Here is a 12,241-nt window from a genome sequence, read left to right as displayed (position 1 = left end):
GGGTCTGCATGTCTCGGGTCTGCATGTCTCGGGTCTGCAAGTCTCGGGTCTGCAAGTCTCGGGTCTGCAAGTCTCGGGTCGTCATGTCGGGGATCGGGAGGCGGGGGCGGCTCACAGCGCGCCCACCCGCCGCAGGAAGAGGTCGAGGAAGGCGGGGACGTCCACCGTGTCCGCGATCTCGCAGTTGGGCTCGGGGGCGTCCCTGGTGCCCAGCAGGTCGGCCACGGTGATGCCCCGGGCGACGCCGTCGGTCGCGACCGCGACATGAGCCCGCCGCCAGCCGATCAGCTCGGGGTGGGTGACGGCCGCGACGGCGAGCGGGTCGTGCAGGTGGAAGCTGTCCCGGGTGGCCGAGCCGGGGTAACGGTGCCGCAGGGTCTCGATCCACGCCAGCCCGCACTCTCCGGCGAAGCGGCCGAAGTCGCCACCGTCTGACGCCAGTTCGGCCGCCTGGTCCCGGCTCATCCGCACCTGGTAGGTGACGTCGAGCCCGACGAGGCGCAGCCGCGCACCGGAGCGCAGCACGATGCGCGCCGCTTCGGGGTCGGCCCAGATGTTGAACTCCCCCGGCACCCGGACGTTGCCCTGGTGGCCGGTGAAGTAGCCGCCCATCACGACGATCTCGCGCACGTCGCGGGCGATCCTCGGCTCGAGCAGCATCGCCGTCGCGACGTTGGTCAGCGGCCCGATGGCCACCAGGGTGATCTCGCCGGGGCTTGCGGTGATGTGCCGGACCAGCGCCTCGGCCGCGCGGCCCGGGGCGGGGCGCCGGTGGCCGAAACGCTCCAGCACGTCGGCGGCCCGCTCCCGCGGCCGCCACGGATCGGCAAGCGGGCCCGCGGCGCCCCTGACCACGGGGACCTCGCCGCGCCCCAGACGGTGCAGCAGCTCCACGGCCAGCGCGGTGGCGCTGTCCACGTCGGTGTTGCCGTCGACCGTCGTCACCAGCTCGAGCCGCAGCGCGGGGTCGGCGACGGCCAGGGCGATCGCGAAGCCGTCGTCGATGTCGCTGCCTGGCGCCCCCATCGCGACATCGGTGTCGAGCACCAGGCGCCGCACTTCCGCGGCGGTGGGCGGGGTCATCGTTCCTCCAGGGTGGTGGGGCCGTTCGCGTTCGGTGGCTGTGCGCCGCGGTGCCCGACCGCGCGGGCTCCCGCGGCGTTGCCCGCCCGCACCGCCGCCATCAGGTCGTCGTCGGCGGCCAGGCGCGCGGCGAGCGTGCCGACGAACGCGTCGCCCGCGCCCGTGGTGTCCACGACGGGCACCGTCAGGCCAGGGACGACCGTGACATCACCGGCGCGGGCCACCACGGCGCCACCGGCGCCCCTGGTCACCACGGCGCTTCGGGCGCGCCGGGCCAGATCGATGGCGGCGTCGGCCGCGTCCGCGCCGGTCGCCACCCGCCGCCCCAGCGCCTGGCCCGCCTCCGACTCGTTCACGACGAGCGGGTCGCAGACCGCGAGCACATCGCCGGGAAGCGGGGCGTACGGCGCGAGGTTGAGCACGACCCGGGCGCCGCGCGCCGCGGCGGTGCGCACCCCGTCCACGACGGCGCCGATGGGGATCTCGCACTGGAGCAGGACCACGGGGGCGGCGCCGTCACGTTCCTCCGCCGCGGCCACCTCAGCCGCGACGACCCGCTCGACCTGTTCGGCGGTCAGCAGCTCGTTGGCTCCCGGCGCGACGACGATGGAGTTCTGGCCGTCGGTGGTCACCAGGACGACCGCGAGTCCGGTCGTGCTCCCGGTGATCTCGACCGCCGAGACATCGACGCCGCCGTCGCCGAGCGCGCGGACGAAGGGGGCGCCGTCGGGTCCGGCGCTGCCGACGAAACGCACGCGGGCGCCCGCGCGGGCCGCGGCCATGGCCTGGTTGGCGCCCTTGCCACCGGGCGCGAACGTCGCCTCCGTGCCCAGCACGGTCTCGCCGCCGTCCGGGCGGTGCGGGACGCGAAGCGTGAGATCGCGATTGATCGATCCCACCACCACAAGCGCTCGGCCGCCCTCCCCCGGCCGCCCGCCGCTCACCGTTCCCCTGCGCCGGACGCGCCGGGCGCGCCGGGCACGCCGGACGCGCCGGGCACGACGAGCGCGGCGGTGCGGTCGGCGAGCGCGGTGATGCGGGAGTAGTCGTAGCCGCGCACCGCGCTGCGGATCCGGTCATCCAGCGGGGCGATCAGCGCGTCGGGCAGCGCGTCGGCCCCGTTCAGGGCGCCGAGGACGGAGCCCACCGTCGCCGCGGACGAGTCGGTGTCGAGGCCCGCCTGCACCGTGAGGCCGAGCGAGAGCGCCACGTCGCCCTCGCCCCAGAGGAGTCCCGCGGCGATCACCGCGGCGTTGTTGAGGGTGTGGACCCAGCTGTGCCCGGCGAACGCCTCGTCCACCCAGGCGATCGCCTCCTCCCAACGCGCCCCTTCCGCGTGCAGATCGAGCACCGTGGCGAGGGTCGCGGACAGGCGGCTGCGCTCCGGGACCCAGTCCGCGGAGCGGCGCACGGCCGTGGCGGCGTCGGGGGCGACGAACGCCTCGGCGACCAGCGCCGCCGCCCACATCGCGCCGTAGACGCCGTTCGCGGTGTGGGAGAGGCTGGCGTCGGCGTGGGCGAGCCGGGCCGCGGCGAGCGGGTCGCCTGGGTTGACGTAGCCGAAGATGTCGGCGCGGATCAGCGCGCCGATCCACTCGCGGTAGGGGTTGTCGAACGTGGCGGCCTGGGCCGCGTCGACGCCCGAGACGAGGTTGCGGTAGACCGCGCGCTCGGCGGTGAACGTCTGCGTGAACGGCAGCTTGTCCAGCCACTCGCGGGCGACGTCGCGCGGCGAGAAGCCGCGCCCGTACCGTTCGAGCAGGTGCAGGCCGAGGACGGTGTAGTCGGTGTCGTCGTCCCGCGGCATCCCGGTGACCCGGCCGAGCGTGGCCTCATCCCACGAGGGGTTGAGCCGCTCGATGCCCTCGGGAAGGGGATCGAGGTGAGGCACATAGCCGCGCAGCGGCCAGGCGTCGGCGGCACGCAGATAGCCGCGGATCTGCTCGGGCCGCAGCCCCTCCAGCGGCTTGCCCATGCAGCACCCGGCGCAGCGGGCCTGCCACGCGCCCCGCACGCGGTCGCCGAGGTCTTCGGGGCCGCCGCCGAACGGCACGGGTCGGCGCCCCGCGGCGACGCCGGGCAGCCGCGCCTCGATCGCGGCGAGGTCCTCCGCGCCCGTCGGCTCGTCATAGGGCCAGTCGGCGCGGCGGCGTGCCGTGCCGGCCACGCGCGGCAGCAGCGCGCGCAGCGCGGCCCGGTCTCCCCGGTCGGCCGCCTCGCCCACCGCTTCGAGCAGCGCGGGGGCGATCTCGAAGCCGCTCGTGGTGAGTTGTTCGACCTCGTCGGGAACGGTGTCACAGGGGTCGAGTACGTCGTGCATGGAAGAAGCGGGCATGGAAGAAGCGGGCATGGAAGTTGTCCTCCGCCGGGTGGTCAGACGCGTCGCCTCGGCGTGCGGGGCACGTCCGGCGCCCGTCATTTCACGGCACCGCGCGCCACGCCGCCGATGATCCAGCGCTGGGCGAACAGGTAGATGACCAGCATGGGCGTGAGCGCCATGAGGTAGCTGGCGAAGGCCAGGTTGTAGTCGGTGCTGAACTGGCCCTGGAACGCGTACTGGACCAGCGGAAGCGTGTACTCGTCCTGGTCGGAGAGGATGACCAGCGGCAGCAGGAAGTCGTTCCAGGTGTGCAGCCCCGTGAGGATCGCCACGGTGGCGTTGACCGGGGTGAGCAGCGGGAAGATCACGCGCCAGAACGTCTGCCAGGCGCTCGCCCCGTCCAGGAGCGCGGCCTCCTCGATCGCCTGGGGGACGGTCCGCAGATAGCCGGTGTACAGCAGCACGTTGAACGCGAGGTTGTACACCACATAGAGCAGGACGAGGCCCCACCGGTTGTCGAGCCCGAGGAAGCTCATCTCCTTGACCAGGGGAAGCATCACGATGGGGAAGGGGATGAACAGGGCCGACAGGAAGTAGAGGAAGATGACTTTAAAGGGGGTGCGGTGCAGGTTGCGGGCTATGGCGTAGCCGACAAGCGAGTTCGTCAGGACCGTCAGGACGATGACGGCGCCCGTGATCAGCAGGCTGTTGAGCAGCGCCTGGCCGAATCCCGTGACCCTGATGGCCTCGCCGAAGTTCTCCCAGTGCCACTGGGTGGGGAGGGACCACAGGTTCCCCGCCATGTCGGTCCGCGACTTGAGCGCGGTGACCACGGTGAAGTACATCGGGATGAGAATGGTCAGGGAGCCGAGGAACAGCAGGCCCGTCAGCAGCCAGTTCGCCCTCTTGCGCGCGTTGTCCATCAGGCGCTCACCTCCCGTGCCCTGAGGAACCGCAGCTGGACCACCGATATCAGCGCGATCACCAGGAAGTAGATGACGGCGTTGGCCGACTGGTAGGCGAACTCGCCGCCGGTGAAGCCGTCGCGATAGATCTGGTAGGAGATCGACTGCGTCGCCGTGCCGGGGCCGCCCTCGGTCAGCGCGACGATCTGGTCGAAGACCATGAGGAAGTTCTTCAGCGACAGGACCATGTTGATGGTGAAGAACGGGGCGAGCAGCGGGAAGGTGATGCGCCAGAAGCGCTGCCAGGCGCTCGCGCCGTCCAGCAGGCCCGCCTCCCTGACCTCGTCGGGAATCGTCTGGAGCCCGGCCATGTAGATGACGATCGTCGTGGCGCAGCCCTGCCAGACGGCGACGATGACCACGCCGACCCAGGCCAGGTCGGGGTCGCCGAGGATGTTCCGCGAGAGGGTGTCGAAGCCGAGGGACTCGCCCACCTCGGGCAGCGGGTTGGCGAACAGGAAGTTGAAGATGTAGCCGACGACGATGGTGGCCAGGATCGCGGGCAGGAAGTAGACGCCGCGCAGGAATCCCCTGAACCGGACGTTCGACGTCAGCCCGACGGCGATCGCCAGGCTCACGACGTTCGCGGCGATCGTGGCGACCACGGCGAAGAGCAGCGTGAAGCGGTAGCTCTCCCGGATCTGCGGGTCGCGGAACAGCTCGGCGTAGTTGTCGAACCCGATGAACGACCAGTCGCCGTAGCCCCGGCTGTCGGTGAAGCTGTAGAAGACGCCCTGCAAGGCGGGCAGGGTGTGGAAGACGAAGAAGAGGAGGACGGCGGGAAGGGCCATCCAGTAGTAGATGTGGCGTCTTTGGGACATGGGATCACCGTCTCGGTGCGGGGGTGTCCGCCGGGGGGACCGGGCGGACACCCCCGGCTCACCGATCTCTCATTGGATGCCGTGCGACTGGAAGTCCGTGTCGAGCGCTTCGAGGAAGGCGCCGGTGTCCTCGTCCTGGAGGAACGTCTGCGTCAGCGCCGCCAGGTCGCTCGCCCCGGTGAACATGCCGTCGGGGTACATCGCCGTCCGCCCGGTGTCGATCCAGTCGGTCTTCAGCGGAGCCAGCACGTCCTCGGCGGACGTGACGTCGTCGCGCACGGAGAACAGCCGCTGGTCCTCGGTGAAGGTCGCCTGGCCCTGTGCGGAGAACAGGTAGTCGACGAACTCCTGCGCCGCCTCGGCGTTCCCGCTGTTCTCGGCGATGCCGACGACCGAGTCGGGGGCGGAGAGGATGACGCTGTCGTCCGCGGTGTCGCCGACCGGCATGACGAAGGCGCCGATGTTCTTGTCGGGGTTGACGGACAGGATCTCGGGGATGGCCCAGGTGCCCTGGACGTACATCACCGACTCACCGCCGGCGAAGGCGATGTTGCCGTCCTCGTATCCCCTGCCGAAGGGGTCGTCCTGCGCGTGCTCCTTCAGGACGAGCAGCTTCTCTGCGGCCTCCTGGTACGCCTCGCTCCCGGCGAACGTGGCCGATCCGTCCCGGAGTTCGTCCCAGAAGTCGGGGCCCTGGAGGCTGCCCGCGAGGGAGTTGAGGACCAGCTTGGCGGTCCAGGAGTCCTTCCAGGTGAAGTAGAACGGGTCCTGCCCCGCGTCCTCGACCGCCCGCGCGGTGTCGACGAACTCGTCCCACGTCGTCGGCACCGTCAGCCCCAGCTCATCGAACTGGTCCACGTCGTAGAGCACCACCTGCGCGTTGACCGACCACGGCAGCGCGGGGGTGGTGCCCTCGGTCTGGCCCGCCCTGGCCACATACGCGGTGGCGTTGTCGTCGGAGACGGCGTCGGCCGCCTCGGTGCCCGCGAGGTCCTTGAGGATTCCCGCGGTGGCGAGGTCGTTGTAGTCGGACACGTTGACCGCGATGACATCGGGCACCTCGCCCTTGGCCAGCCGCGACTGGAGCACGGTCATGGCGTCGGGGGTGTTGTTCTGCTCGACGTCGATGCCGGGGTGCTCAGCCTCGAAGTCCGCGATGATCTGGTCGACGACGTCGACCGCCTCGGTCTTGCTCTGGAAGAACTCGACCGTCGTGCCCCCCGAGCCGCCCGAGTCATCACCCCCGCAGGCCGCGGTGAGCGAGAGTATGAGTGCCGCGGAGGCGGCCAGCGCGACCCGCCGTGCTGTGAACGTGGACATCCGTGATTCTCCTTTGAACAGGATCTGTTGCGGTTCGCAGCGTTTCCTACGACTTTCTTGTGGTACGCCCGCGACAGGTGCAGTACGAGGCTTTGTACAACACGTGTTGCGAGGGTGTCAACACGAGTTGAGGAACTCGTTATCTCTCCGCTACAGTCAGGTCATGGCTGTCACCCGTGCCGAAGTCGCGCGTCTCGCCGGTGTGTCCCCCGCAGTGGTCAGCTACGTCCTGCGTCCCGGGCTGCGCCCGGTCTCGCGCGAGACCAGGGAGAAGGTCCTGGCCGCGGTCGAGGAGTTGGGCTACCGGCCCAACGCGATCGCCCAGGCGCTGCGCGCCGGACCGACCCAGACCCTGGGCCTTCTGGTGCCCGACCATGTGAACCCGTTCTTCTCCCAGCTCACCCGCGCCGTGGAGAACGCCGCGTTCGGCCGCGGCTATGTGCTGCTCTCCGGCTCGACGGCGGACGACCAGGACCGCGAGACCCGCTACATCCGCGCCTTCGTCGACCGCAAGGTCGACGCCCTGCTCCTCATCGCCGCGCAGTCCCACCCCGAGCTCGACGCGGCCGTCGACGCGGGCATCCCCACCGTGGTGCTCGACCGCGTTCCGGACGGCGTCAGGGTGTCAACGGTGCGCTCCGACGGCCTGAACGGCTCGCGGATCGGGGTCGAGCACCTGATCTCCCTGGGACATCGAAGGGTGGGGATCGTCGCGGGTCCGCGCAGCCTCGACGTCGCCGACGACCGGGTGATCGGCTGGCGGATGGCGCTCTCGGAGGCCGGGCTGCCCAGCGGCGACGACCTGATCCAGCACGCGCCGTTCTCCGCGGCCGGGGGCTACCGCGCGGCCTCGGACCTCCTGGCGGACCCCGAGGTGACGGCCCTGTTCGTGTCCTCCGACGTCCAGGCCACCGGCGCGCTCTCGGCCTGCCGGAGGCTGGGGCGTTCGGTCCCCGCGGATGTCTCCCTGGTGTCCTTCGACGGCACCGAGCTCGCGCCGCACACCAACCCACCGCTCACCGTCATCCAGCAGCCGATAGAGGCGATCGCCCGCGGCGCCGTGGACCGGCTCATGTCCCAGATGAAGAACCCATCCACCGAGCCCGTCCACGAGGTGCTCGACGTGGCGCTCGTGGTCCAGGAGTCGACGGCGGCGCCGCGAGGGGTGTCGTCGATCTGATCGGCGGGGCAGGGCGGCGGGCGGCGCGGGCCTGGTGCGGCAGGCGGCGCGGCCGCGGCGTCCGCGCCGCCGCGGCGGGCCGGGGTGGTCATGCCGGTCGGGCCGGGTGATGACCGCGTGCCCCCAGGAGTGCCGCCGGGGCCTGGGGGCGGCCTTCATCGTGATGGCGGCCATGCGGCGGACGGCGAAGCGCCTCAGGCCCTGAACGGCCAACAGCCTGACGACCAGGGGCAGAACGGCCCGCGCGGCGAGCGAGGTCGGGGCCAGCGCGGTGGTGACGGTGCCGTCGGGCGCGTCGCTGGCCCGTCACGCGGTCGCCGCGGACGCCGAGGAGCGCCGCGCCTGCCCGCTCTGGCAGCGGCAGGGCCGTGGACGATCGGCACGAAGTCGGACTGGTTCCAGCCGGACGCGATAGAAGAAGCGCCCTACGCCCCTGCTGAACACACCTGGCAGGACCGGACAGGCGAAGCCGGTGTCGACCGCCTGGGCCACTACGTGACTCCACTCGCCGGAGAGCTTGTGTTCCCTTACGCGGAAGCTCTCGCCGACGAGTGAACGAGACGGCCCGCCCCATGACGTGAGCGAGCGCTCAACTCACCAGTCGAACGCGCCGAAACGCTCATCGGTCAGTCGGGCTGCTTCTCCATGTGCGCGAGGACGCGGTCCGAGATCCGGGCGAGTGTGTCGAGCTCTTCCTGGGGGAGGGCGTTGATGAACAGCCGACGGACGTGTTCGACGTGCATGGGCGCGGCCTCTTCGATCGCCCTGTAACCGGCCGGGGTGGCGACGACGAACGCTCCGCGTCCGTCGTCGGGACACTCCTCCTTGGCCACAAGTCCGCGCTTCGCCATCCGCCCGACCTGATGGGACATGCGGCTCTTCTCCCACTCCACCGACTTGGCCAGCTCCAGCAGGCGCATCCGCCCGCCGCCACGTTCGGTGAGACTGGCCAGCACAAGGTACTCGGATGCGGACATACCGGAGTCGGCCTGGACCAGGCGGGAGAGTCGCCCGATGAGCGTCTCCTGCATGCGGATGAAACTGTCCCACACCGCCTTCTGCTCCGAGGTCAGCCAGCGAGGCGTCGCGTTCATGGACGGAGTTTGACGCGCTCCCTGGCCCAAAGTCCAGGGATTCCGGCCTGGGTGGTCTGCCCCTTGTGGAGGCTTCCCGCCGCACCGCGCCGCGCGGGCACGGGTGCCCGTCTTATCGGCGCTCCACCGGCGTTTGGCGCCTCCGCCCGTCCGGCGGCGACGATTCGGCGCCCTTCGAAGAGGACGTCGCGGGCCGCGTTGTGGTCGCGGTCGCGCACGGTGCCGCACGCGCCGCATGTCCACCCCCGGACACGGAACGCGATCACATCCACCTCCTGGCGCACCCGACGCTCCATGTCGCCGCGGGCGACCCGCCCCGGTCCGCGCCAGCAGGTCACCAGCCCAGGACGCCAGTTAACACATCAACTAGTGGCGCCCTGGCGTAGATGGCGCGTCAACCAGCCCGGTGATCGTCTTCACACCCGGGTGGAATCCGTTGCTCGCCACCAGCCAAGTGGATACGGTTACGACAACTGTTTTCAATAGCAGCGGGAGGGCGCGCCGTTGTCCGCTACGAGACAGGTCGCGAGCAAGCGGGGGCGACGCCGACCGCCTGGGGCGATGGTCGGCGCCCACCTCCTCCTCGCGCTCGGCATTCTGGCCGTTCTCGTCGTCTCCGCCGCCACCGGCCCGGCGGACGTCGGGGCAGCCGATGCCGTGCGCGTCATCATCGGCCACCTCGTCCCCGACGCCCCCTGGATGAGGGACGGTTCGATCACCCGGCTCCAGGACCAGACGGTGTGGCAGTTCCGGCTGCCGCGCACCCTGCTGGCCGGGTTGGCCGGGGCCGGTCTCGCGCTGGCCGGGGCGCTGATGCAGGCGGCGGTGCGCAATCCGCTGGCCGAGCCCTACGTACTGGGGGTTTCGGCGGGAGCGGGGGTCGGCGCCGTCGCCGTGATCACCCTGGGCTCGGCCGCGGTCGGCGGACTCCCGCTCAGCGGCGCGGCGTTCCTCGGCGCGCTCGGCGCGACCGCCGCCGTCTACCTGCTGGCGCGCCAGCAGGGGGTGCTGGCACCGACTCGCATGATCCTCGCAGGCGTCGCCCTCGGCTCGCTCCTCAGCGCGGTGACAAGCTACCTGACGCTGACCACCGAGGCGCAGAACGTCTTCAGCGTGCTCTTCTTCCTGCTGGGCAGCGTCTCGGCGGCCACCATGGACCAACTCGCGGTCCCGGCCGTCGCGCTCGCCGTCGTCGCGCTCTACGCCCTGGCGAACGCCCGGGCCCTCAACGCCCTGTTGGTCGGCGACGAGAACGCCACCGCGCTGGGCGTCAACGTCAACCGGCTGCGCGGACAGCTGGTGATCGCCGCCTCCCTGCTGACCGGCGCTGTCGTGGCGGTCAGCGGAGGGATCGGCTTCGTCGGGCTCGTCATCCCGCACACCGCCCGCATCCTCGTCGGCGCCGACCACCGCCGCATGCTCTCCGTCACCATCCTGGGCGGTGCCCTCTTCCTGATGGCCGCCGACGTGCTCGCGCGCACCGTCGCCGCGCCCACCGAGATACCCATCGGCATCGTCACCGCCGTGGTCGGGGCCCCCTGCTTCCTCTGGCTGATACGCCGGGGGCGCGCGGCCAGGGCGGGGGTGCTGCGATGAGGATCGACTTCACGGACGTCGTCGTCGCTCCCGGCGGCACCCGCGTCGTGCACGGCGCGACGTTCAGCGCGGCACCGGGCCAGGTCGTCGGTCTCGTCGGCCCCAACGGCAGCGGCAAGTCCACGCTGCTGCGCACCCTGTACCGGGTGATCAGGCCCGAGGCCGGAACGGTCGGCCTCGACGGGGAGGACGTGTGGCGGCTGCCGCCGCGGACCGTGGCGCGGCAGGTCGCCGTCATGACCCAGGAGACCACCGCCGACTTCGATCTCGACGTGCTCGATGTCGTGCTCCTCGGCCGCCTGCCCCACCACCGCGGCTTCGGGGGCGACTCCCCGCACGACCTCGCGCTCGCCGACCGGGCCCTCGCCCGGGTGGGCGCCACCGAGCTGGCCGGACGGCCCTTCGCCGCGCTGTCGGGCGGCGAGAAGCAGCGAGTGCTGCTGGCGCGCGCCCTGGTGCAGGAGAGCCAGGTGCTGGTGCTCGACGAGCCGACCAATCACCTGGACGTCTCCTTCCAGCTCGAACTCATGCGCGTCATCGGCGAGCTCGGCCTGACCACGCTCGCCGCGCTGCACGACCTGAACCTGGCGGCGGCCCACTGCGATGTCGTCGCCGTCATGCGGGCGGGGCGGATCGTCGCCCACGGCCCCCCGGCGGAGGTGTTGACGCCCGAACTGATCGGCGAGGTCTTCGGGGTCAGGGCACACCTGCTGAGCCACCCGGCGACCGGACGGCCCCTGATCGCCTTCTCCTCCCCGGCATCCCCCGCGTCGCACGACCCGACACCCGAGCACCAAGCCAAGGAGCGCGCGTCATGACCAGACCCCTGCCCGCCCGGTTCGCCGCCACCGGAACAGCCCTGGCCGCCCTCGGCCTCCTCACGCTGACCGCCTGCGGCTCGGGGGTCACGGAACCGGAGGCGGACAGCGAGGACGCCGACGGCCCGCGGTCCACCGTGCTGACCAACTGCGACCGCGAGGTCGTCCTGCCGGGGACCCCCGAGGCCATCGTGGGACTGAGCCCGTCCCAGACGGAGCTGCTGCTGCGCCTGGGTCTCGGCGACCGGATGGTGGGCCAGGCGCAGACCGCCACGGCGCCGCTGCCCGAGGAGCTGCGTGCCGAGGCCGAGGACATTCCGGTGCTCAGCGAGGACGCCCCGCCGACGCGCGAGGTGCTGCTCCAGGCCGGGCCCGACTTCGTGTTCGCGCCCACCGCCTACGAGTTCACCGCCGAGCAGGGCTTCGCCAGCGTCGAGCAGCTCGACGAGGCGGGCGTGGCCGCCTACATCGCCACCGGGGGGTGCGCGGATCGCCGGATGACCGGCACGGTCGACGACCTCTTCACCGACCTGGACGCCCTCGGCCGCGCCCTGGACGTGGCCGATGCCGCGACCGGGCTCGCCGATGAGGCCGAAGCGACTCTGGACGACGTCGCCGCCCGCGTCTCGGACCGGGACCCCGTGACGGTCGCGCAGGTCTACGTCGAGGGCAGCACGCTCTCCGCGATCGGTGCCGGCATCGAGTACGACATCATCCTGCGGGCCGGCGGGGAAAACGTCTTCGGGCCTGACGACGCCGCGTTCGCCGACTTCTTCGCCGCCCAGATCAACCCCGAGGTACTCGCCGAGCGCGACCCCGAGGCTCTCGTCTTCACGGCCAACAGCCCCGAGCACGAGCAGGCCACCCGCGACTACCTGACCCGCACCTTCCCCGACCTCGACGCGGTGCGCGACGACCGCCTCATCGCCGTCTCGGCCTCGGACGTCTACCCCGGCACCCTCGGCAACGTCGACGCGGTCGCGGACATCGCCGCGGCGCTGTACCCCGAGGCGTTCTGACCCCCGGTGCCGCACCGCCGCTCGC

Annotated in this window: 11 protein-coding genes; 4 read left to right on the top strand and 7 right to left on the bottom strand. The window is 71.6% G+C overall.

Going from position 1 to position 12,241, the window contains the following annotated elements; all coding sequences use genetic code 11:
• Positions 1-111 precede the first annotated feature (111 nt).
• The 6 genes from DEH69_RS25760 to DEH69_RS25735 form a co-directional block, all read right to left on the bottom strand.
• Positions 112-1,083 (bottom strand): nucleoside hydrolase, encoded by a 972-nt coding sequence (locus DEH69_RS25760; RefSeq protein ID WP_113689386.1) that lies wholly within the window; start codon positions 1,081-1,083, stop codon positions 112-114.
• On the bottom strand, positions 1,080-1,982 hold the full coding sequence (locus DEH69_RS25755) for a PfkB family carbohydrate kinase (RefSeq protein ID WP_258534961.1): 903 nt from the start codon (positions 1,980-1,982) through the stop codon (positions 1,080-1,082). The genes DEH69_RS25760 and DEH69_RS25755 overlap by 4 nt, the downstream gene beginning before the upstream one ends.
• A 41-nt stretch (positions 1,983-2,023) precedes the next feature.
• Positions 2,024-3,433, bottom strand: a complete 1,410-nt coding sequence (locus tag DEH69_RS25750) for an ADP-ribosylglycohydrolase family protein (RefSeq protein WP_309302905.1) — start codon at positions 3,431-3,433, stop codon at positions 2,024-2,026.
• Positions 3,434-3,498: 65 nt separating this feature from the next.
• A complete protein-coding gene (locus tag DEH69_RS25745) occupies positions 3,499-4,326 on the bottom strand; it encodes a carbohydrate ABC transporter permease (RefSeq protein ID WP_113689383.1) in 828 nt (275 codons plus the stop codon).
• Positions 4,326-5,189 (bottom strand): carbohydrate ABC transporter permease, encoded by an 864-nt coding sequence (locus tag DEH69_RS25740; protein WP_113689382.1) that lies wholly within the window; start codon positions 5,187-5,189, stop codon positions 4,326-4,328. The genes DEH69_RS25745 and DEH69_RS25740 overlap by 1 nt, the downstream gene beginning before the upstream one ends.
• A 69-nt stretch (positions 5,190-5,258) precedes the next feature.
• Positions 5,259-6,509, bottom strand: coding sequence for an ABC transporter substrate-binding protein (locus DEH69_RS25735; RefSeq protein WP_113689381.1), 1,251 nt, complete (start codon positions 6,507-6,509; stop codon positions 5,259-5,261).
• Between the two features lie 163 nt (positions 6,510-6,672).
• Here DEH69_RS25735 and DEH69_RS31140 point away from each other — a divergent pair, with 163 nt between their 5' ends.
• Positions 6,673-7,689 (top strand): LacI family DNA-binding transcriptional regulator, encoded by a 1,017-nt coding sequence (locus tag DEH69_RS31140; RefSeq protein ID WP_181727607.1) that lies wholly within the window; start codon positions 6,673-6,675, stop codon positions 7,687-7,689.
• Positions 7,690-8,315: 626 nt separating this feature from the next.
• Here the strand turns inward: DEH69_RS31140 and DEH69_RS25720 are convergent.
• Positions 8,316-8,783, bottom strand: coding sequence for a MarR family winged helix-turn-helix transcriptional regulator (locus tag DEH69_RS25720; protein ID WP_113689379.1), 468 nt, complete (start codon positions 8,781-8,783; stop codon positions 8,316-8,318).
• A gap of 561 nt (positions 8,784-9,344) precedes the next feature.
• On the opposite strand from DEH69_RS25720, the gene DEH69_RS25710 reads away from it, so the two are divergent.
• Genes DEH69_RS25710 through DEH69_RS25700 form a run of 3 tightly spaced genes read left to right on the top strand, consistent with a single transcriptional unit; the run spans position 9,345 to position 12,216 of the window.
• Positions 9,345-10,379, top strand: coding sequence for an iron ABC transporter permease (locus DEH69_RS25710; RefSeq protein WP_113689378.1), 1,035 nt, complete (start codon positions 9,345-9,347; stop codon positions 10,377-10,379).
• Positions 10,376-11,197: an ABC transporter ATP-binding protein gene (locus DEH69_RS25705; protein WP_113689377.1), complete on the top strand. Its 822-nt coding sequence runs from the start codon at positions 10,376-10,378 to the stop codon at positions 11,195-11,197. The genes DEH69_RS25710 and DEH69_RS25705 overlap by 4 nt, the downstream gene beginning before the upstream one ends.
• Entirely contained in the window at positions 11,194-12,216 is a 1,023-nt protein-coding gene (locus tag DEH69_RS25700; RefSeq protein WP_113689376.1) for an ABC transporter substrate-binding protein, read from the top strand. The genes DEH69_RS25705 and DEH69_RS25700 overlap by 4 nt, the downstream gene beginning before the upstream one ends.
• Positions 12,217-12,241: the final 25 nt, after the last annotated feature.

It is taken from the genome of Streptomyces sp. PT12, assembly GCF_003311645.1.
Classification (GTDB): domain Bacteria; phylum Actinomycetota; class Actinomycetes; order Streptomycetales; family Streptomycetaceae; genus Streptomyces.
This window is presented reverse-complemented; position numbering and strand designations above follow the sequence as displayed.

Bases quoted from the DNA above. Each gene is read 5' to 3' on its own strand.
- DEH69_RS25760 (WP_113689386.1), bottom strand. From the start codon at position 1,083: ATGACCCCGCCCACCGCCGCGGAAGTGCGGCGCCTGGTGCTCGACACC.
- DEH69_RS25750 (WP_309302905.1), bottom strand. From the start codon at position 3,433: ATGCCCGCTTCTTCCATGCCCGCTTCTTCCATGCACGACGTACTCGAC.
- DEH69_RS25745 (WP_113689383.1), bottom strand. From the start codon at position 4,326: ATGGACAACGCGCGCAAGAGGGCGAACTGGCTGCTGACGGGCCTGCTG.
- DEH69_RS25740 (WP_113689382.1), bottom strand. From the start codon at position 5,189: ATGTCCCAAAGACGCCACATCTACTACTGGATGGCCCTTCCCGCCGTC.
- DEH69_RS25735 (WP_113689381.1), bottom strand. From the start codon at position 6,509: ATGTCCACGTTCACAGCACGGCGGGTCGCGCTGGCCGCCTCCGCGGCA.
- DEH69_RS31140 (WP_181727607.1), top strand. From the start codon at position 6,673: ATGGCTGTCACCCGTGCCGAAGTCGCGCGTCTCGCCGGTGTGTCCCCC.
- DEH69_RS25720 (WP_113689379.1), bottom strand. From the start codon at position 8,783: ATGAACGCGACGCCTCGCTGGCTGACCTCGGAGCAGAAGGCGGTGTGG.
- DEH69_RS25710 (WP_113689378.1), top strand. From the start codon at position 9,345: ATGGTCGGCGCCCACCTCCTCCTCGCGCTCGGCATTCTGGCCGTTCTC.
- DEH69_RS25705 (WP_113689377.1), top strand. From the start codon at position 10,376: ATGAGGATCGACTTCACGGACGTCGTCGTCGCTCCCGGCGGCACCCGC.
- DEH69_RS25700 (WP_113689376.1), top strand. From the start codon at position 11,194: ATGACCAGACCCCTGCCCGCCCGGTTCGCCGCCACCGGAACAGCCCTG.